At 35.5% G+C, this 22,191-nt stretch carries 17 protein-coding genes and 1 tRNA gene; 2 read left to right on the top strand and 16 right to left on the bottom strand.

The genetic code is table 11. The features are described 5' to 3' along the window. Positions 1-10: 10 nt before the first annotated feature. The 3 genes from F5ESL0233_RS00090 to F5ESL0233_RS00080 all read right to left on the bottom strand — a co-directional run bounded on the left by F5ESL0233_RS00090 (position 11) and on the right by F5ESL0233_RS00080 (position 5,525). Positions 11-700, bottom strand: a complete 690-nt coding sequence (locus F5ESL0233_RS00090; RefSeq protein WP_122058144.1) for a hypothetical protein — start codon at positions 698-700, stop codon at positions 11-13. Continuing rightward, complete coding sequence (locus tag F5ESL0233_RS00085) at positions 697-5,145, bottom strand: Eco57I restriction-modification methylase domain-containing protein (RefSeq protein ID WP_122058143.1); 4,449 nt, start codon at positions 5,143-5,145, stop codon at positions 697-699. The genes F5ESL0233_RS00090 and F5ESL0233_RS00085 overlap by 4 nt, the downstream gene beginning before the upstream one ends. A 307-nt stretch (positions 5,146-5,452) precedes the next feature. Continuing rightward, positions 5,453-5,525: transfer RNA gene (locus tag F5ESL0233_RS00080), tRNA-Thr, on the bottom strand. 148 nt (positions 5,526-5,673) lie between these two features. Here F5ESL0233_RS00080 and F5ESL0233_RS00075 point away from each other — a divergent pair. Continuing rightward, positions 5,674-6,372: an MgtC/SapB family protein gene (locus tag F5ESL0233_RS00075; protein WP_090093291.1), complete on the top strand. Its 699-nt coding sequence runs from the start codon at positions 5,674-5,676 to the stop codon at positions 6,370-6,372. Between the two features lie 116 nt (positions 6,373-6,488). Beyond that, on the top strand, positions 6,489-7,688 hold the full coding sequence (locus F5ESL0233_RS00070) for a DUF2974 domain-containing protein (RefSeq protein ID WP_122058141.1): 1,200 nt from the start codon (positions 6,489-6,491) through the stop codon (positions 7,686-7,688). A gap of 65 nt (positions 7,689-7,753) precedes the next feature. Here the strand turns inward: F5ESL0233_RS00070 and F5ESL0233_RS00065 are convergent, their stop codons facing one another. The 13 genes from F5ESL0233_RS00065 to dnaA all read right to left on the bottom strand — a co-directional run bounded on the left by F5ESL0233_RS00065 (position 7,754) and on the right by dnaA (position 22,191). Continuing rightward, positions 7,754-7,912: a YtxH domain-containing protein gene (locus F5ESL0233_RS00065; protein ID WP_118895854.1), complete on the bottom strand. Its 159-nt coding sequence runs from the start codon at positions 7,910-7,912 to the stop codon at positions 7,754-7,756. Positions 7,913-8,080: 168 nt separating this feature from the next. Beyond that, complete coding sequence (gene dnaB / locus F5ESL0233_RS00060; RefSeq protein ID WP_090093293.1) at positions 8,081-9,463, bottom strand: replicative DNA helicase; 1,383 nt, start codon at positions 9,461-9,463, stop codon at positions 8,081-8,083. 38 nt (positions 9,464-9,501) lie between these two features. Next, on the bottom strand, positions 9,502-9,957 hold the full coding sequence (gene rplI / locus F5ESL0233_RS00055) for a 50S ribosomal protein L9 (RefSeq protein WP_090093295.1): 456 nt from the start codon (positions 9,955-9,957) through the stop codon (positions 9,502-9,504). Between the two features lie 14 nt (positions 9,958-9,971). Continuing rightward, entirely contained in the window at positions 9,972-11,990 is a 2,019-nt protein-coding gene (locus tag F5ESL0233_RS00050; protein WP_122058140.1) for a DHH family phosphoesterase, read from the bottom strand. Positions 11,991-12,131: 141 nt separating this feature from the next. Further along, positions 12,132-12,368: a 30S ribosomal protein S18 gene (rpsR, locus tag F5ESL0233_RS00045; RefSeq protein WP_090093298.1), complete on the bottom strand. Its 237-nt coding sequence runs from the start codon at positions 12,366-12,368 to the stop codon at positions 12,132-12,134. Positions 12,369-12,391: 23 nt separating this feature from the next. Beyond that, positions 12,392-12,913, bottom strand: coding sequence for a single-stranded DNA-binding protein (ssb, locus tag F5ESL0233_RS00040; protein WP_090093299.1), 522 nt, complete (start codon positions 12,911-12,913; stop codon positions 12,392-12,394). 46 nt (positions 12,914-12,959) lie between these two features. Next, on the bottom strand, positions 12,960-13,256 hold the full coding sequence (gene rpsF, locus F5ESL0233_RS00035) for a 30S ribosomal protein S6 (RefSeq protein ID WP_090093300.1): 297 nt from the start codon (positions 13,254-13,256) through the stop codon (positions 12,960-12,962). 209 nt (positions 13,257-13,465) lie between these two features. Next, a complete protein-coding gene (gene gyrA, locus F5ESL0233_RS00030; RefSeq protein ID WP_122058139.1) occupies positions 13,466-15,955 on the bottom strand; it encodes a DNA gyrase subunit A in 2,490 nt (829 codons plus the stop codon). 10 nt (positions 15,956-15,965) lie between these two features. Continuing rightward, the gene (gyrB, locus tag F5ESL0233_RS00025; protein WP_090093304.1) at positions 15,966-17,930 is read right to left on the bottom strand and encodes a DNA topoisomerase (ATP-hydrolyzing) subunit B; all 1,965 of its coding nucleotides are present in this window, start codon (positions 17,928-17,930) and stop codon (positions 15,966-15,968) included. Then, positions 17,920-19,059 (bottom strand): DNA replication/repair protein RecF, encoded by a 1,140-nt coding sequence (gene recF, locus F5ESL0233_RS00020; RefSeq protein ID WP_122058138.1) that lies wholly within the window; start codon positions 19,057-19,059, stop codon positions 17,920-17,922. Before recF ends, gyrB begins: the two co-directional genes overlap by 11 nt. An 11-nt stretch (positions 19,060-19,070) precedes the next feature. After that, positions 19,071-19,292, bottom strand: a complete 222-nt coding sequence (gene yaaA, locus F5ESL0233_RS00015) for a S4 domain-containing protein YaaA (protein ID WP_165777840.1) — start codon at positions 19,290-19,292, stop codon at positions 19,071-19,073. 224 nt (positions 19,293-19,516) lie between these two features. Continuing rightward, positions 19,517-20,647, bottom strand: coding sequence for a DNA polymerase III subunit beta (gene dnaN / locus F5ESL0233_RS00010; RefSeq protein WP_122058137.1), 1,131 nt, complete (start codon positions 20,645-20,647; stop codon positions 19,517-19,519). 173 nt (positions 20,648-20,820) lie between these two features. Then, a complete protein-coding gene (gene dnaA, locus F5ESL0233_RS00005; RefSeq protein WP_122058136.1) occupies positions 20,821-22,191 on the bottom strand; it encodes a chromosomal replication initiator protein DnaA in 1,371 nt (456 codons plus the stop codon).

Here is a 22,191-nt window from a genome sequence, read left to right as displayed (position 1 = left end):
AAATATTGTCCTAGCCATTAAAAACTATATCTGTAGCATCAAATCCAAAATTTTCTATTGAATTAAAATGTAAAAGCTTATTACCATCAGATATATCTTTAATAAGTCTAAACTCATGCTGAAATTCATACCTTTTAAGCTTATAAAACATTTTAGCATTATCATCTATTTGATATGCATTTATGTCATTTGGATCATAATATTGTACTGGACCACCTTTAATTTTATGATTAACACTTTCTTTAAATAATCCTCTCACATTATTTACACCAAACAAAATACGATTCCCGTCTTCCGTCATTTTTAAATCATTCAAAGTTCTTCCATTTATTTTATAAGTATTAAAGCCATCATCAGTTTTCTCAATATTTTTAAAACGCACAGCAAAGAAACTACAAATACCATAATTATCTAACATGTAATCTGGTATTGTCGCATCTAAACTCATATTTAGAACATCATGAATATTTACCTTATAGCCAGCTATTGTTAAATTTTTTAAATTATTAATATTCTCGTGAATAGTTCCTTCATATTTATCCCCTGTTTTACAATTGTTTTGCGATTTTTCTAAATCTATAAATTGCCTTAAAGGAGTAAAATACAAATTTCCAGTTTTAAAATCATTTATATACCTTGGATTATTTTGAATAAACTTAAGAAGGAACATTATAGTATCCGGTTTTAAGTTGTCCATCATTTCATAGCCTGCACTTTCGTTTCAATGAAATTAATCTCAGATTCTGATAAATTATATTTTTTATATAGTTGTTGATCAATTTCAGAAATCGATTTTGACCAGTCAATATCAGATTTAGAAGTAAAATTCTGTAATGGTATAAAAGACCAAGTTACTACTGGATTATGCTGCGTTGTTTTCTTTATATCCAATAAAGTTCTTAAAAACTTTGTACAAAGATATTTTTTAACTGCCAAAGCTTCATCCAAATCATCAAATGCACCTATAGACATAAATGTTTCAGTACTACCCATTCCTGGCGTTGCCACGAAAGGTGAGCTCAAAGTCTCTCCAAATGTTCCATTACCATTAACTTGTGGTAAAAAGACTTTATATTTATTTATATTATGTGAATTAAAAATGTATTTCCTTTTGATATATCTTTCAGTTCTCTTAGCATTAAGTCTCCCAACTATTGCATAATAATTATCTATTTCTCGTTTTGAAATATTGGATTTAAAGACTTCAGGTAGTCTTTCAAATATATTAGAAGAAACATCAAAAGCATGTCCCTTACTTAGTTTACTAATAGCATCAGGATAATCTTCATGTAGTTTCTTTGTAAATTTAAAAGAAGTTCTAGAATACACCATAGAACTGAAACTAGTAAAGTTTGAATAATATACCTTTTGTAATATATTTATTAAACTTTTATCTGGGACAAAAATATTTGCTGGTTTATATTTATCAGAAATTGAACCAAATACTTTATTATTATCTCTTAGAGAAATGATTATTCCGCCTTTTATGTCAGTATTTGGAAATACATCAGCACTGTTAGCCACATATTTTTCTATTTTGAAATGTTCATCATGAAGCATCTTTTTATTCCAGTCTTTTGGTGTACTACCAGCGTTAAATAAAAATCTAGCTGGTGTAATCAAAGTTACCAAATCTGAAAGTTTATATGACAAATCCATAAATTCATTATAAATAGGAGCAGTAAAGTTACTCTGATCCCCATGTGCTTGGTCTTGATAAGGTGGGTTTCCGATTACAACATCAAATTTCATATTTCCAAATAAATCCTTAATCTTTTTAGCTTCATCATTAATACTCTTTTTAGAGTCATCAACGATATTCTCAACATACTCCGCATTGATATCCCAATCAGAATGATAACCGGCTAAAGTTCTTTTAGCTATTTCTCTAGCCATTGGTGTTTTAGCAACTAAGAAAATATTTTCCCTTAAGATTTTTTGCCACAATAGCAGCTCATCTTCCAAATTGAACTTACCTGCACGTTGATTATTCATCTTTTGAAATTCTCGCCAATAAATCGAAGTAGCTACATACAAAGGATACAAACCTGTTTTGGAATTTATTTCCAAAACATGCGCATCCCTACTCAATGTTTTATCAGTATACTCGGTTTGAATCCAACGTCTAATAACTTTACCATCTTGATATGGTTGTTCAAAGTGCTTGTCGTAGAAAGATAGACCACCTATTGTCTTACCTAAATGCATATTAACAACGCGCCATGGAGTTAATACTGTTTCCTTATCAGGATTCCTAAAAGTACTGAAAATGTCTGCTAACTTATCAACTCTTTCAAGAGGATCACTACGGTCTAATTCTTTAACCTGTCGTCTTATAATCTTCCCGGCTTCAATGAAAACATCAGCATCATAGTACTTAATAAACTGGTTAAACAGCTCTTTAGTTATTCCTTTAGGCATGAATTCTTGCCAAGAAATATCATCAATATTATTAACAAATTTTCTGATTGAAACATCTTCATCAAACTTAATATCCATACCATAAATCATCATAGGAATTCTAATAGAAATACCTCGTAAGATCGAAATCATGGTACGACGTTGCTTTTTTAGCTTCTTAACCTTATCTATAGCAGCTTGTTCTTCTGGTGTTCTTTCTCTTGGCTTTTTCTTCCTACCTTTTTCAGCTTTATCGTATTCTTCTTCATCTAAGCCTTGATGATTAACATCAATCTTCATTGGTTTCTTATCTTTTTTAGTAGTACCAATGATACCTTTTAAATTGTTAAAGGCTTCTAAGTCTGCATCTTTAATCAATAGCAATTGGTCACTATAAATGAAATCATCGTCAAAACCGGTTCTTACAGCTTTTTCAGCATATGCACGTTTAATCTTTGCAAGTAATCTATCTACCTTAAATGGTTTCATTTGTTGGTTACTTTCACCAATAATTGGTAAAAAGTTCATCAACTTAGCCATTCTTTGACGCTGTTCCTTAGTTTGAATCTTACCAACGCCAGTAGCTAAACTAGTAGATTCAGCCATAACAGTTAAAGCACGATCTGGAGCAAAATCAAAGATATAACAATTCTCTTTTTTACCAAATTCTGGTGATGAATATGGTGTTTGTGCTCTAAAGGCAGCTTGTAAGTACTGCATAGCACTATTAGTATTGGACAAGAAAATTACCCCTGTCCATTCGGGAATAGTTGCCCCTGTAGTTAGTTTTCTTACCGTTAAGGTAATTGTCTTTTTACCTTCCTTATCAGCTTCTGCAATAGCTTTATTTTCAGCCTTAGCGTCATTATCAGTACCAAGCACTGTATCAGATTTATCATTTCTAACAACATTTAAAATCTTATATTCTGAACCAAAAACGGGATGCTGCTTCAATAAATCTTCTAACGCATTTGCTTCTTTAATTCCAGGTAAAATCCATAAAGTATGACGTAATCTATTTCTGAATTCACGTGTTGAAAAAGGATAATTAGTAGAACCTGGATTAGTAATATTATCTAGAAAATGCTTAACATCACTTTCATAAACAAACTTACCATTTTTGTCCGTTCTAAAGAATTCCTTGAAGTTAAAGGTATATTTATCAAAATCATCACCAGTAAACCGAGGGTCTTTAAAATGGGCATTCATTTCAAAAGTAAACATTGATACTTTAGGTAAACCAGAGTATGGATTTTCTACACCGGGATGCATTTTAGCCCAATTACTTTTAGCCTCTTGTTCCATAGTGTAGTCCCAAGTAAAGACATGATCTTCATCATAATCAGAAATAATATTGAAAGGTGTGCCTGAAAGATCTAATTCTTTAGTATGTTTTTTAACTACTAGATTTAAGATATTTTGAGTTAACTCTGTCTGTGTACCTTCATGCGCTTCATCAACTATCACTAAGTCCCAGTTAACCTTGAACAGCTCTCTATTTTTATCTGAAACTTTTCCGCCTACGGCTTCTGAACCACCTAAATCTTGAATACTTGCAAAATAAACATAAGGCTTTCCAGTTTGCTCTAAGTCAGTTATATCTTTATGTCCTTGCTTTTTAGAACCATAAATATAACCGGCATCTGGCATCCCTATCTTATTAAAGTCATCAAACCAACCATCATCAACAACTGGACGATGAGTCATAATCAGAACTTTTTGGTATTTTTCTTCTTTAATCAGTTTTAAAGCAGTTAAAGTCTTACCAAAGCGCATCTTGGCATTCCAAAGCATCTTTTGCCCTGATTTAAAACCAACTTTAGTTTTATCTACTGCTTCTTGTTGCTCCGGCCGTAAAACTATCTTTATTTTAGAAGGTGGAATAACTCCGTCTAAACTATCCTTACCCTCTTTTACAGCCTTGATAGCCTTTTTTGCAGTAGCTAAATCAGTTTCAAACCATTCATCACCTGCTAAATCTTGACTATGCTTAATCCCTGATCTTTCAAGTACATAGTGCACATCATGATCAGAGAACCACCAACCATCAGACTTACGATAGGCAAGTTCAGCCCATTCTAATTTAGCTGGTACTCCGGATGTCTTCATATATTGATTAATTCTCTTTTGAGCCCAATCACGTAAATAAGGACTGTTGTCAGAATTATCTTCAGCAAGATCACCAACACCAGTTTTTCCAACTTTTTGGTTACCTTCATATACTTGAAATTTACCAGAAGAATTATCTGCTGTTTGAATATAAATTAAATTTCTTTCATCATTACTAGGCTGATATGTAGTAGTTTGATAAAGATATTCTGATTTCTCAGGCTCTTTAAAGTCTGTAGCATCAATCTTTTCACGATAAAAGGCACCTACAAACCATGAAGTAAGTGCAAATAATTGTTTTAATGCTTTTAATGCTTCTTCTTTAAAAGTATCTTCTAAAGTATGTGCTGCAACATTACCCGGATTTTTAATATCATAAAAAAGCTGTAATGAATAGTCATCAATGTAAGCACCTTGCTTTAAACGCTTAAGGACACTATCAAAAGTTTCTCTCTCGTCTATCTTAAGAAACTTTTGATCTGCAACGTCTTTTGCAATATTTTCTGCAATAGTTCTAACAGAAGTTAAAACATTAGGATAAAGTCCCATAGCGTAACTTAATTCAGCTTGTGACGCTCTATTAAAATATTGTCTGGTTAGCTCATTGGTATTCAAGAATTCAAAATTACTTTTCATCGTGTGCTGTTCCTTTAATTCAACATAAATCATCTTAATTATACAAAACACACGATTAAAATTCGATAAACACACAAAAAAACGGGCCTCTAAGCCCGTTTTTAAGCCATTTTGACACTCTCTAAAATAATAAAATTCCTTCTAAAAAACACGTTGTGTGTTTTTATGTGTTTATTTCAAAATATTTCCTTTAATTTAAATTATTTTCAAAACATTTCATTTTAGTTCAAATCAACAAAAAAGCCTTCAAATCAATACTTTTAAGTACCGATTGAAAGGCTTTAAATAACTTATCGCATAAAAATAATGCTGACTAGAGGATTCGAACCTCCGACCTCATCATTACTAGTGACGTGCTCTGCCAACTGAGCTAAGTCAGCGTTGTTAACTCAACAACGATATTTATTTAACCATATTAGTTGCTAATATGCAAGTCCTTTTTTGCTTTTTTTTATTTTTTCTTAACTACAATACTATCTCTGTTATTAAGCGTATAATTAAATTTGGATTTAAAAAGGGAGGAATATAATGGCTATTTTAATACCATTCGCTACAGAATTTTCTTGGATATTGCGGATTATCGTCGCTTCCTTATGCGGCGCTTTAATTGGTTATGAGCGCGCTATTCAAAGAAAAAGTGCAGGGGTAAGAACCCATATTGTTGTTGCCTTTTCATCTTCATTATTCATGATAATTTCTAAATATGGCTTTAACGATCTACTTAAGATGTCTAACATTGCCTTAGACCCTTCAAGAATTGCTGCTCAAATTGTTACTGGAATTTCCTTTATCGGTGCTGGAACTATTTTAATAAAAAAGCAGCAAATTTCCGGTCTAACAACTGCAGCCGGTATCTGGGCTACAGCAGCTATCGGGACAGCCATCGGCTCTGGACTTTATTTACTGGGTATTACAGCCACCTTGCTCTTGTTTATCGTTCAAATGCTGTTTCATGATGATAATTTAATAGATAGAATTATTCGTCATATTCGCTTTAATATTCAAATTGAAACTGTCAATAAGCCGCATATTCTACAAACAATTGAGCATGAGTTGACTGCTAATCACGTTGAAAGTATTTCTGTAAAAATAATGGATGTCAGTGATGAACGAATTATCTTTGTTGTTGATGGCATTATTAATAATAATATTGATGAAAATAATATTATTATGGCTTTGCGCAAATATCCGGATATTAAACGAATTAGTTATACAACTAATGGGTAAATCATTAAATAATAAACATTAAGCAATAGTTAATTCTATTGTTTTTTTGTCCTTATTTTTTCATTACGGACCAAATCAATTTAAAATGTAGTTATATATCAGAAAGGGGTAATTTTATGTCTAATTCACTTGATTATTTACGTTGGCGTGGTGACTTACCATTTACCGAAAAGCCGTTCAACAGTGTCGATGCCTCTTTATTAGCATCCCTAGCATACTTACCTGCCGATAATTCTGTTGTTAACCATACACTTGGTGAGTTAGCCAAAAAGTTGCAGAGCTTACCCTCTTTTCAACATCAAATGCATTCCGAAACTGCTGCTGAAATTTTATTACTTGCTGAAAGCCCGCGCATAGGTGAGATAAAAATTCTTGACTGGACTACGCGCTTGGAGAAGGAACCACATCCCCTCCAATTTAGTGCAGCTACATTTATTATTGACGATAACACAATTGTTATTGCCTTTCGTGGTACTGATGGTTCAATGATTGGCTGGAAAGAAGATATGCGAATGAACTATTTGCCAGAAATTTATGGGCAAAATGTTGCTGCTGAATATCTAACAACAATTGCTAAGCAATTTTCAGATAAGCGAATTTATCTTGTAGGTCATTCAAAAGGGGGAAATTTTGCTCAATATGCACTAAGTGCAGTTGATGCCAACATTCAAAAAAGAGTTATCAAAGCAATTAATTTTGATGGCCCGGGCTTCTTTCGTAAGGTATATACCAGTGACGGTTTTAAACGTGCCCTACCCCAGATGAAAACTTACATTCCACAGGGATCAGTTTTTGGTGCTATGCTCGATCATCCTGAACAAACTTTAGTTGTTAAAAGTACTGCCCCCATGCGCAATCAACACGATCCACGTCGTTGGTCTGTTGCTCGCGATAGTTTTACTTTAGCTGAAGGATTATCTGCAGGCAGTCGGGTAATTCGCCATGCACTGATTAATTTTAATAATTCGATTCCTAAAGAAAGACGCGGCGAAGCTTTTGCTGATTTATTTGAAGCATTTGAAAACATGGATATCAACGAGTTACATCAACTGACCAACAATAAATTAGTGGGTACTTATCGGTTAAGTCGTGCTTTACTGGCGCTTGAACCGCAAGAACGCAAATTGCTCACCCAAATTTTTACCAGTATTTGGGTTTCATATAAAAACAATATGACTTTACCTTTAATGGCAAATAATTATGAACTTTACCCTAAAAGCAACGATTCTGCAGTAGCTCCCATATTTTATGAATTTTATGATTCAGACCATCCCCAGCTTAAATTACCAATAAAAGTTAAAAACAAAAATCATTAGTGTTTCACATGAAACATGAAAAGGCGAAGGACAAATATGTCCTTCGCCTTTTTAGTAGTTGAGCGTTATTTCTTCATGTTTTCTTTAACGTCATCAACTTTATCTTTTACATTTTCGGTTGCTTCTTGCGCCTTATCTTTAACGTCTCCAGCAACTTGTTGCATTTTTCCTTTAACTTCATTAGCTTTACCAGCTAATTTATCTTTTAATCCTTTATCAGCCATAATATTATGTCCTTTCCCTAAAAAATTAGCGAAAATAATATGTTTACCTCTTAATAGTACAATTTATTATAATCATTGTCACTAAAAACGCTTTATTTTTTACAAGTTTCTTTACCACTATTAAACTATAAAGCTTTATTAAATAACATATATAATTTATATTGTTACTCATTTTGGTGGTTGATCGTGACTATAATCGAGATTTGAAAAGCGATTATACGGTTTGGAAAACATTAATTTTACAGTTCCACGGCTACCTGAACGATTCTTTTCAATAATGACCTCTACTTCACCATTTTCATTATCAAGATCACTATTCTGTTGGGGACCGTCTTCTTGATCCTCATCATGATAATAGTCATCTCGATATAAAAATGAAACAATATCCGCATCTTGTTCAATTGAGCCAGACTCACGAATATCTGATAAAATTGGCCGCTTATCTTGACGCTGTTCCACTGACCGCGATAATTGCGATAATGCAATAACTGGGACATGAACTTCTTTAGCAAGCTTTTTTAATTGTCGAGAAATTGCTGAAACTTCTTGTTGCCGCGATTCACTACGTGGACCTTCAATCAATTGTAAATAATCAATTACTATTAGACCTAAGTCGCCCGTTTCCTTAGCCAGCCGCCTTGATTGGGCCCTAATTTCGCTCATTTTAATGCCCGGAGTGTCATCAATATAAATTTGCGCAGTTGCTAAGGAGCCTGAGGCAACAACTAATTTTTGCCATTCTTCCTCATCCAATTGTCCCGTTCGCAGATGTTGCGAATTAATTAGCCCCTCAGAAGATAACATCCGTTGAACAAGTTGCTCCCCACTCATTTCTAAAGAAAACATGGCTACTGTTTTATGAACATGCAAGCCCACATACTGTGCCACATTCAATGCAAAAGAAGTTTTACCCACACCTGGTCGAGCTGCAATAATAATCAACTCATCGTTATGAAATCCAGTTGTCATTTTGTCTAATTCGACAAAACCTGTCGGCATCCCTGTAACCATATTACCATCTTCAGGGATTTGATTAATCTCTTCAATCGTTGAATTGACAATTTCTTTAATTCCCCGAAAACCATTAGCATTATTTTCAGAGGAAACATTCATAATTTCGCTTTCTGCATTATCCAGAATATCAGTTACATCTTCTGAATCTTGCATCGCATTAGTTATGATTTTTTGACTTGCAGAAATAAGACGCCGCAATAGTGCCTTGCGATGGACAATTTTAGCATAATACACTATATGAGCAGCTGTTGGCGTTGCCATTGCCAGGTCAGAAACATAAGCAATACCGCCAATATCATCCAATTGATTTTTCTTAGTTAATTCATCCTGCAGAGTGACCGGATCAATCTCATCTTCACGATCAGATAGATCTATCATTGCCTGAAAAATTAATTGGTTAGCCTTTTTATAAAAATCACTTGGTTGAACTTCAGCACTGGCATCAGCTATTGCCGCTGGATTAATAAAAATTGCGCCTAAAACTGCTTTTTCCGCTCCATCATCATGTGGTACCTGTTGCGAAATAATATTATCCATTAATTAAAACCACTTTTATCAGCTTGCACTTGAACATGTTAATCTTGTTCAGTAATATGAACGCGAATTTTGCCCTCTACACCTTTAAATAACTTAACAGGCACATTGGTATACCCTAAAGTTTTAATTGGCTCACGCAGGTTTAATTTGCGCTTGTCCACCTTGATACCAAACTGCTCTTCCAAGCCCTCAACAATTCGCTTACTTGAAATTGAGCCAAACAAACGTGAATCAGACCCAGCCTTTGATTTAAAATTAACTACAGTTTTATCTTGGTCAAGAAGAGCCTTTACTTTTTCAGCTTCAGCTTTTTCACTTTCATAAGCAGCTTTTTCATTAGCAGTAACCCGCTCTAAAGTATGCATATTGGCCTTAGTAGCCGCCTTAGCCAAGCCTCTCTTAATTAAATAATTTTGGGCATAGCCATCAGGGACTTCCTTTACTTCACCACGTTTCCCACGACCTCTAACGTCTTCAGTAAAAATAACTTTCATTGTTTTCTCCTTTACTATTCATTTTCTTGCTCATAAGTATCCACTGCTTCAACCAATTTGGCAAGTGCCTCATTCACAGATACATCTTTTATTTGGGTAGCTGCATTAGACAAGTGCCCCCCGCCACCCAGCTTTTCCATAATGACTTGCACATTAATTTCACCCATTGATCGAGCTGATATACCAATCGTATCTTTACTCCTACGCGTAAGCGCAAAGCTGGCCTCAACATTTTTTAAATCAAGGGCTGTATCTGCAGCTTGAGCAGTAATAATTGGATCTATTATCTTATCATCAGGTCCACATAAAACAGCCATCTGAGGTTTGATCATTTTCAAGCTACTAACTAAACGAGTACGTTCTAAAAAACTATCAATATCCTCTTTAAGTAGTTCGCTAACCCCAACAGAACTAGCACCAATTGAGCGCAAATAACTCGCTGCATCAAAGGTTCGGGTCCCTGTACGCAAGGAAAATTCTTTAGAATCAACTGTAATCCCTGCTAGCATTGCGGTTGCTTCAAGATCCGTCAAGACTCGTTTGCCAGAACTAGGCTGCTGATACTCAACCATTTCTGTTACCAATTCACAAGCTGATGAAGCATATGGTTCTACATAAGTTAGCATTGGATTTTCGGGAAATTCTTCCCCGCGGCGGTGGTGATCAATTACAATAATTCTGTTTTTCAAGCGATTATATAATTCTTTAGAATAGGTTATCGAATATTTAGAATGATCAACCATCACTAATACCGACTTATCCGTTACATTTTCTAAGGCTGCACTAGCTGAAATAAATAAATTAGTCTTCTCCTTTGCTTGCTGCAACTTATTAACTAGCCGGCCAACATCATAATTTGTCTTATTTAAGTCTAAAACAACGTTAGCCTGCACCCCGTGCAGCCGTGCAATCTTAACCACGCCAATGCCACTACCAATTGAATCCATATCAGGATTGGCATGGCCAACCACAAATACCCGATCAGCTTCCTTAAAGAGCTCACTAATTGCCTGTGAGACCATACGCGCTCTTACGCGCGTCCTTTTCTCCATCGGATTAGACTTACCACCATAAAAACGCGCTGCTTGCCCTGGTTGGCTTAAAACCACTTGATCTCCGCCACGTCCTAAAGCTAAATCCAGGTTAGATTGCGCTTGATTGGCCAGCTCAAGAATCAAACTACTGCCAAAAGCTATTCCAATTGATAGGGTTAAAGGAGTATTATTACGACTAGTTTCTAAGCGCATTTTGTCTAAAACTGAAAACTTATCCTGTTCCATTTTAGTCAAATCTTGCATATGAAGTAATAATAAAAAATGGTCTTCATCAATTCGCTTTAAATAAGCATTATAATTTTTGGCATATTCACTTAGAGTATTTTGTACATAGGAACTAGTTGTCGATAGTTCTTGATCACTCATCGTTTCACTTAATTCATCATAATTATCAATAAAGATTTGACCAAGCACTAATAATTCATTATTATATTTTTGCTCAATTTTGGCATAACGGGTAATATCAAGTAAATAGACCACATTTAAATCACCTTGAATAACCATTTCAAATTCATGGCTATCCCAATTAACGATATGATTTTCAGCAGTTTTAGCTTTGAGTGACTCGTCAATTAACTTATCTAGTTCTGAGTCAACTGATTTAATCGTATGCCCAATTAAATCTTCATCTTTTAAATAAAGTTGTAAATATGGATTTACCCACTGAATTTGCCGGTCATCATCATAAAGTAAGATGCCCAGTGGCATCTTAATCATCGCCTCTTGCTCACTACGCTTAATTCGATAAGACAAATTGACAGCAAAATTATTGGCATTACCTGCAAGGATATAGCTACCATAAACAACACACGCGACCGTAAGAATAAAAATTACTCCCATCGCTAACCCAAATAAAGGGTTAATAATTAGCGCTACAATACTACCTAACAGAGACAAACCTAAAATGATAATTACTGAAGCAGTTAACCGTGAATCCTTAACAAAAGCAGGTAATTCATTACGCAAAAAATCTTTCATGTAAGATCCTTCCTAAAGTAATGTAAAACACATCAGTTTTATTATACCTTGTATTTACAGGATAAGAAACTTTCTAATACTTAACTAAAAAACGTACTAAGTTTTCAAAAACTTAGTACGTTTAAATTTTTATTCGACTAATTAATCTTCAGTAACAAATGGCAACAAGCCCATAATGCGAGCTCTTTCAATTGCCTTAGCTACTTTACGTTGATTCTTAGCGCTAGTGCCAGTGACACGACGTGGTAAGATTTTACCTCTTTCTGAGATAAAACGTTTCAACAGATCAACGTCCTTGTAGTCAACGTAATCAATATGGTTGGCTGCGATAAAGTCAACCTTACGACGACGGTGGCCGCCTCTTCTTTGTTGAGCCATATCCTAGGTCCTTTCTTTAAAAGTTAGAATGGAAGATCGTCATCCGAAATATCAATTGTATCACCCGAACCAGCGAACGGATCCTGCGTTACATCCGACTGATTATTAATTGGGTTATTTTGATTAGATGCTCCCATATTAGGCGAACTAGTGGTATTTGGATTACCAAAGTTGCCGGTATTATTCGGTGTAAAATCACCATTTTGGCCACGGGCTTCACGCTCTTTGCGTGATTCAAGCAGTGAAAAGTTATCAACGACAACCTCAGTCACATATACTCTTTGCCCATCTTTATTATCGTATGTTCTGGTTTGAATCCGGCCATCAATACCAACAAGTGACCCTTTTGACGTAAAGTTACAGAAGTTCTCTGCGGCCTTGCGCCAAATGACACAACTGATAAAGTCTGCTCCTCTCTCACCTTGAGCGTTAGTATACTGACGATCAACAGCAAGAGTAAACGTAGCAACCGAGATTCCACTCCCAGTAGTACGTAATTCAGGATCACGTGTTAAACGGCCGACAAGTACAACTCGATTAATCATACTATAGGTCCCCTTTCCTAAATCACGAAAACGATAAAGTTTTTGCCTATTTATCTAATTTAACAGTCATTGAACGTAAAACAGCAGTATCAATCTTAGATAGACGATCAAATTCATTAACTGCATCTGCGTTATCAGCAGTGAAAACCATAATATGGTAAGTTCCCTCACGATATTTGTTGATTTCGTATGCAAAATGACGCTTTTCCCAGTCTTTTGACTCAACCATCGTACCACCATTATTGGTAATAACTTTATCATAGTTTTCAACTAGCGCCTTCTTTGATTCTTCATCAATATCAGGCTTAATAATATAAGTTATTTCGTACTTTGTAGTTGTCATACTAGTGCACCTCCTTTTGGACTAAATGGTTCTTGCTAAAATTCAAGAACAAGGAAAGTAATCAATTTATTACTCACAATCCCTAATTTTAGCACAATACTAAAAAATTACCAAACTATCTTCACGTGATCCTACAAAAGATTTTACTCTCTTCATAGAATAAATACGTCAAAATGCCTGATAATTTTTTAAAAATTTATAGTTGAGGCTTAGTCTTTTATATCCTCATCTTGGCTTTCTTTTTCACCAACTGTTTGATCTTCTTCTGCTGGAACTATTGCCAAACTGGCCACCTTATTTTCAGCATTAATTTTAATTAAGCGAACCCCAATTGTACTACGCCCAGTTTGCGAAACATCATCAATTTTAAAGCGAATCATAATACCATCATTGGTAATCACCATAATATTTTGGGTACTATCAATTACGGTCACGCCAGATAAGGGACCATTCTTTTCAGTAACATTAGCAGTTTTAATTCCTTTACCGCCACGCCCCTTAGTTGGATATTCAGCAGCAGATGTACGTTTGCCGTAACCTTTTTCAGAAATAACCATAATTTCATCTTGATCACTCACAACACCAGATCCAACTACATAATCATTAGCACGCAAGTTAATACCACGTACGCCAGCAGCTGTTCTACCCATTGAACGAACTGTGGTTTCATTAAAGCGAACTGCATAACCTAAATGGGTTCCAATTAAAATATCCTGTTTACCATCAGTTGATAAAACATTGGTTAATTCATCACCATCGCGTAAAGTCAACGCAATCAACCCACTATTTCTGATGTTAGCAAATTCACTAACATGAGTGCGCTTAACAACTCCTAACTTAGTAATAAAGAATAGATATTGATCATTTGCATCTTCAGGGATATTAACGATTGTTTCAATCTTTTCTCCCTTTTCCAATTGCAATAAATTAACTATTGGTAAGCCTTTAGCGGTCCGACTAAATTCAGGAATTTCATAGGCTTTCTTAGAATAAACTTTACCTTTATTACTAAAGAATAGTAACAAGTCATGGGTACTGGAATACATTAATTTTTCAATAAAGTCGCCATCTTTAATTCCCATTCCCTTGATGCCCTTACCACCACGATTTTGCGTTTTAAATTCATTAATGAGCATCCGCTTGATATAGCCACTATGGGTTAAAGTTAATAAGACATCCTGCTTTTCAATTAAATCCTCATCTTCGATTGAGATGACTTCACCATCGCCAATCTTAGTGCGACGTTCATCCCCAAAACGTTTTTGTGTTTCTAACAATTCTTCATAGATAATCTCATTAATTCGCTCCCGATGAGCTAGAATATCCTTATAATCAGCAATTCTAACTTGCAATTCTTTATATTCTTCTTCAACTTTATCGCGCTCTAAGCCAGTTAAACGTACTAAACGCATATCTAAGATTGCTTGTGATTGCTTATCATCAAGTCCGAAACGACTAATCAAAGCTGCTTTGGCAATATCACTCGATTCACTCTGTCGAATAATTCGTACGATTTCATCAATATGATCTAAAGCAATCTTCAATCCAGCTAAAATGTGAGCTCTAGCTTCAGCTTTACCCAGCTCAAACTTTGTCCTACGGGTAACAACATCTTCTTGATGCTTAAGATAATATTCAAGCATTTGTTTTAAGCTTAAAAAATGGGGTGCGCCGTCAACAATCGCGACCATATTCATCCCAAAATTTGCTTGCATTTGCGTTAACTTAAATAAATTATTTAGTACAACACTTGCGCTAGCATCTCGTCGAATATCAATAGTTAGGCGCATTCCTGTCTGATCGGATTCATCTCGAACTCCAGTTATACCATCAATTGTTTTAGCCCGTGCCAAATCAGCTATTTTCTTAACTAATTCCGCCTTGTTAACTAAGTAAGGTAACTCAGTTACAACAATCCGTTCTCGGCCACTCTTTTCAGTTTCAATGTCAGTATTAGCCCGTACGACAATATTACCACGGCCAGTTTCATAAGCACGATAGATGCCACTATGACCCATGATTGTCCCACCCGTTGGGAAATCAGGTCCAGGAATTGCTTTCATTAACTCCTTAGTCGTAACATCGGGATTGTCCATCACCATATGTATCCCTTTAATAACTTCTGATAAATTATGTGGTGGTATATTAGTTGTCATTCCTACTGCTATACCACTTGTACCGTTTACCAAAAGGTTCGGAATTCTAGCCGGCAAAACAATCGGCTCATTCTCAGAATCATCATAATTCCGCTGCCAGTCAATCGTATTTTTATTAATATCCCGTAACATTTCAACCGCAATTTTACTCATGCGGGCTTCAGTATACCGCATTGCGGCTGGCTCATCACCATCAACCGAACCAAAATTACCATGTCCATCTACTAACATGTAGCGGTAACTAAAATCCTGGGCCATGTGCGCCATCGCTAAATAAATCGAAGAATCACCATGGGGGTGAAACTTACCCATAACTTCTCCCACAATTCTAGCTGATTTTTTATATGGTTTATCCGGTGTAACTCCCAGTTCACTCATACCATAAAGAATACGGCGCTGTACTGGCTTTAAGCCATCCCGAACATCTGGTAATGCTCGAGCCACAATAACCGACATGGCATAATCAAGAAACGAACTGTTCATTACGCTAGTCAAATCAACATTTCTTATTCGATGATCCTGACCTTGATTGTCGTTATCCATTTAAACCTCCCTATGCATCTATATTTTCAACGTATTTAGCGTTTTCTTCAATAAATTTACGTCGTGGTGCTACCTCATTACCCATTAATAATTCAAAAACTTCATCTACATTTTTAGCATATTCAGGACTAACTCGATCAAGGCGACGATTTTCGGGATTCATAGTTGTCTCCCACAATTGCTCTGGATCCATTTCACCTAATCCTTTGTAGCGTTGCACCGTTGGCTTAGGACTAGGCTGGAGACTACCTAGGTAATCATGTAGCTCTTCATCAGTATCAAGGTATCTGATTACTTTACCCTGGCGCACCTGATATAGAGGTGGACGTGCAATATAAACATATCCCTTTTCAATCATTGGTTTCATATAGTTATAAAACAAGGTTAGCAACAGGGTTCTAATATGAGCCCCATCAACGTCCGCATCTGTCATAATAATTAGCTTATGGTACCTTGCTTTAGAGACATCAAAGTCAGCGCCAAAACCCGTGCCTAAGGCTGTAAACAAAGATCTAATCTCTTCATTCGCTAAAATACGATCCATTGACGCTTTTTCAACATTTAAAATCTTACCTCTAATTGGTAAAATTGCTTGAGTCAACCGCGACCGACCTTGCTTAGCAGAACCACCGGCAGAATTTCCCTCAACAATAAACAATTCAGAAATGCTGGGATCATTACTGGTATTATCAGCTAATTTACCAGGTAAATTAGCAATTTCTAAGCCCGATTTTTTCCGCGTTACTTCACGTGCTCGCTTAGCAGCTGTCCGTGCCCTTTCAGCTAACTGCGCCTTTTCCACTATTTTGCGTGCAACTTGCGGATTCTCTAACAAAAAGTTGTTAAAAGTTTCAGAAAACGAATGATCAACCGCAGTTCGAGCGTCAGAATTGCCCAGTTTAGTTTTTGTCTGTCCTTCAAATTGTGGATTTGGATGCTTAACTGAAACAACAGCAGTCATGCCTTCCCGAATATCTTCACCTGAAAGATTATCATCATTATCCTTTAGCAACTTGGTCTTATGGGCATAATCATTAACTACTCTCGTTAAGGCCGTCTTAAAGCCAGCCTCATGCATTCCACCTTCATAAGTATGGATATTGTTAGCAAAAGTCATTAATGTCGTTTTATAACCAGTAGTATATTGCAAGGCAACTTCAACATTAATGTCATTGTAAGTGCCGTCAACATAAATTGGTTCAGTAAATAGAACGTCATTACCCTTATTTAAAAATGAAACATATTCTTTTATACCACCTTCAAAGTGATATACATCAGTTTCAGCACTTTCTTTTCGCTGATCAGTAAAGGTTAACTTCAAACCTTTATTCAAGAAAGCTAACTCGCGAATCCTATTTTTCAATACCTGATCATCAAATGAAGTAGTCTCTGTAAAAATATCTGGGTCGGGAAAAAAGTGAACAATTGTTCCATGCTCACTCGACGGTACAGTTCCTGCAAGCTTCATTTCAGTATTAACCCGACCATGGTCAAAGTCAATGTAATACTTCTGGCCATCACGCATAGTGGTAACGTCAAGTTTAGTTGATAGTGCATTAACTACCGATGCCCCAACACCATGCAATCCACCAGAAACCTTATATCCACCACCGCCAAATTTTCCACCGGCATGTAAAACTGTAAAAACAGTTTCCAATGCTGGACGTCCTGTTTTCTTTTGAATATCAACCGGAATACCACGTCCATCATCTTGAACAATAACACTACCATCTTCGTTAATAGTGACTTCAATTTTAGTGGCAAATCCGGCTAGACTCTCATCAATACCATTATCAATTATTTCCCAAACCAAGTGGTGTAATCCTTGAGAACTAGTTGACCCAATATACATCCCAGGTCGTTTACGAACAGCCTCAAGTCCACCTAAGACTTGAATTTGACTGGCATTATATTTATCAGCTTCTTTTTCGTATTGTTTAATTTGATCAATATTTTCTTTTTTATTATCGGCCATTCAATTTCCCTTCTTCTAAATAAATTTTTCCAGACTTCATTCGAAATATTTTGGGCTTTTTTATTATTTCCCAGGAAATACCTGCAAGATCTGTTGTTGTTATAAAGGTTTGCGTTTTACCATGAATATAATTTAGCAACGCATTTTGACGGTTGTAATCAAGTTCGCTCATTACATCATCAAGCAAAAGCAGCGGATACTCATCTGTTAAATGATGAACTAGTTGTATTTCCGCTAACTTAATACTAAGTGCGATTGTCCTTTGTTGTCCTTGGGATCCATATAAATGAGCATCTTTATTATCTAATTCAAATTCAATATCATCCCGGTGTGGACCACTTAAAGTCGTTCCCTTCGTAATTTCATTAGTCTGATTTTTTTGAAAACTAACTCGCAACTTACGATAAACTTCTTCTAAACTGTCATGACTAGTAATATCACTAACTGAAGGTCTATAGGTAACTTGCAGTAGCTCTCCACTTGAACTAATGTGCTTATAAGCCTCTTTAGCATATTTATCCAAATATCTTAAAAATTTAAATCGTCTTACAATTATTTCTGCAGCTACCCCAGCCAATTGATCAGATAGAACCTCTAAGAAGACAGTATCTTTCGTTCTACCTCTAGCTAGTTGCTTAAGGTAATTATTTTTTTGCTGTAATACTTGCTTATACTTACCAGCAAAGTAAAGATATTCCGCATCAATCTGGCCAAATTCTTGATCCATAAAACGCCGCCGCAGAGCCGGCGCCCCCTTAATAAGTTCTAGGTCTTCAGGAGAAAATAAAATAGCATTTAACTGTCCAACATACTTAGAAAGTTTGGCTTGCTCAATACGATTGATCCAAGCTTTTTTACCTTTTTTTGTAATTAGGACGCGCAAGGACAAATCAAGCTGACTTTTATAAACACGACCTGAAATATTTGCATACTCCTGTTTAAAAGCAATTAAATCTTTGTCGTTATTTGTACGATGCGATCTAGTTAATGCCAAAAAATAAATAGCTTCGAGCAAGTTTGTTTTTCCCTGCGCATTTTGTCCAATAAAAATATTAACGTTAGGATCAAAATTAATATCGCATTGGTGTAAATTACGATAATGTTGCGCAATAAAATGCTTAAGGTACATCTTTTTGTTGCTTACCGAAATTTATATGTTTCGTCAGCTATTTTAACTTGATCATCAGGTCTAATTTTTTTACCACGCCGATTCTCTTTGACTCCATTAAGAAAAACCGGATTTTCCTGCAGGTACCATTTAGCTTGTCCACCCGATGAAATGATACTTTCTTCTTTGAGAAATTGACTCAGGGTAATATATTCGCCCTTTACTTTAAATTCCTTAATAATATCCACCTTCACCACTATAAACTTCTAATATTTCTTATTATTAAGTATATTCGTTTCATCACTAAAAGACAACTTAAGTGGCAATATAAAGCCCTATAACCGCTGTTTTTCAAAATAAACATTTTATAGTAAAGGACTCAAAAATAAAATACAGCCCCCATCTTGACCATTTTAACAAGGTCATACAAAAAAAAGCCATTAGTTTAAATTAATAGCTTTTTTTAATGGCTTTTTTTCTAAAAAGTTCTAACTGGGGTAATTAATTGGACAAAGTCAATGTCCGTTTTATTTGGATTAACAGTAAACGGACGCAGAGGTTGCGTAAATTCCATAATTACTGCATCAGATACAGACGCGCGCAAGGCATCACGTAAGTAATCTGGGTTAAATGATATTTTTAAATTGCTACCAGTGAGTTTGCGAAAACTTACGTTTTCTTCAACATTACCGATTTCTGCCGACTCACCCGATAATTTAGCACTTTGCTTTTCTGTATCTAAGGTTAAATCAACTACGTTATTACGCCCAGCATGCGTCAATAAACTTGCTCGATCAAGTGCACTAGATAATTCAGCCAAATCAAATTCAACTTGAGTTGTACTTTCAGTTGGAATTAACCGAGCTGTATCTGGGTAACTGCCTTCAAGTAACCGCGAATAAAATAAGATATTACCAATTTCAAATAATACTTGGTTTTCACCTGGACAAACTTTAATTTGAGGATCTGTCTCACCAATAATTCGCGCTAATTCTAATAAGCTTTTTCCTGGAATAATTAAATCAGTTTCAGTTGGTGCACCTTGATATAAAATTAAAGCACGACTTGATAAGCGGTGTGAATCAGTTGCAACGGCATGAATTTTATTGGGACTAAAGGTAAAATGAACGCCCGTTAATACGAGGCGACTTTCTTGAGTAGCAACAGCAAATTGGGTTTCATTGATAATTTCACGGAAAGTTTTTCCCGAAATTATAAAAGCGGAATTGTCGGGAATTTCCGGTAATCTTGGGTAAGTATTGGAATCTAATCCATTAATCGTAAATTCGCTATTTTCGGAAACAATTTGGGTTTGAAAGCTTTCTTTTACTTCTAGTGAAAATTCCTTACCTGGCAACCGTTTGATTATTTCACTAAAAAAGCGTGCAGGTAGTACAATTGATCCTGGAGAGTCGACTTTTAAATCTTCACTGACTGGAATGCGAATTTCAATTGATATTTCAGTATCACTTCCTGTCAGTAGTAATTCATTTTCAGATAGGTTAAGTTTGATACCACTGAGAATAGGAATTGCTGTTCTAGAAGAGATTGCATGCATGACGTTATTTAAATTATCGATAAATAGATTTCGATTAACAGTAAATTTCATAGTTGCCTCCTGTAATGGCTAATTTCTTTATATATTAATTATATATTTATTTAAGTAGTATTAGTAGGTCCTGTGATTTGTGTTGAAAAAGCAAGTTGACCCTAAAATAACGTAATTCGTACGGTTAAGAAGTTGTGTATAAGTCAATATCTTTTCCACAAGGATTAATTTAGTTAGTGATCGAGCATTTGCTTTAAATCAAAAACTGCAGTCTTAATATCTGAATTAGTTTTAATTTCTTGGCTGATTTTTTCATAAGCATGCATTACGGTAGTATGATCTTTACCACCGAATTCTTGTCCGATTTTTGGCAAACTAGAATCAGTTAATTCACGTGACAAATACATGGCAATCTGGCGTGGTATCACGATTTGCCGAACTCTTTTCTTACCTTTTAACTCAAAAGTTGAAGTTTGAAAGTAATTTGCAACAACTTCTTGAATTTTAGAAATTTGCAGTCCTTGATTTTTTTGTACTAATTTTAGGTCGGCCAATGCTTCACGCGCTAAATTAACATTAATATCTTCATGCTCAATTGTGGCATGTGCTTGTACTTTGACCAGTGCCCCCTCTAGTTCCCGAATGTTAGTATCAACTTGTGAAGCAATATAATCTAAGGTGTTGTCATCAATAGTGAGGTTTTCCGCTTCTGCTTTTTTGCGTAAAATTGCAATTCGCGTCTCTAAGTCTGGAGGAGTAATTTCAACTTGCAAACCCCAGGTAAAGCGAGAAACTAATCTTTCAGATAAATCGGGAATTTCAGTTGGTAAGCGGTCACTAGTCATAACGATTTGTTTTTGATCGTTATAGAGCGTTTCAAAAGTATGGAAGAATTCTTCTTGAATTCCTTCTTTTTTAGCAAAGAACTGAATGTCGTCGACTAATAATAAATCGCAAGTTCGGTATTTTTCCCGAAATTGATCTTGCGTTTTATTTTTGATGGAATTAATAAAATCATTGACAAAAGTTTCGCTTTGAATATAGACGATTTTGGCATTTGGACGTTCAGCTAACATTTGATGACCAATGGCCTGCATTAGGTGGGTTTTACCTAATCCCACACCACCAAAAATAAAAAGTGGATTATAAAAACTACCAGGACTATCCGCAACTGCTAATGCAGCGCCAGCAGCTAACTTGTTTCCTTCACCTTGGACAAAGTTATCAAAAGTATATTTTTCGTTTAATTTAAGATTGCGGACAAAAGCATTAGGTGTGGTCTTTTGTGTCTGAGCTGTTGGCATCTTTGGCTGTGAACTCGGTGTAACTAAACGCTCGGTGCTACTAGTTTCTTCAATTCGAAAAATCGGAATGACTTCAATATTGGCATAACCATATGCTGATTGAATTAATTGAGCAGATAGGTTCTTTTCCCAATAACCTTTGGTTACCGGATTCTGAACGGCAATTTTTAATTCATGGCTGGTCTGGTCAAAAGAAATAGGCTTGGTATGTTTGAACCAAGCATTATATGCGACTTCGTTAAAGCGTTGATGCATTTCAGTATTAAAATGCTCCCAAAATTCATTAATATCAAACTCCAA

Origin of the sequence: Lactobacillus sp. ESL0233, assembly GCF_003692995.1 — a bacterium.
Taxonomy (GTDB): domain Bacteria; phylum Bacillota; class Bacilli; order Lactobacillales; family Lactobacillaceae; genus Lactobacillus; species Lactobacillus bombicola.
This window is presented reverse-complemented; position numbering and strand designations above follow the sequence as displayed.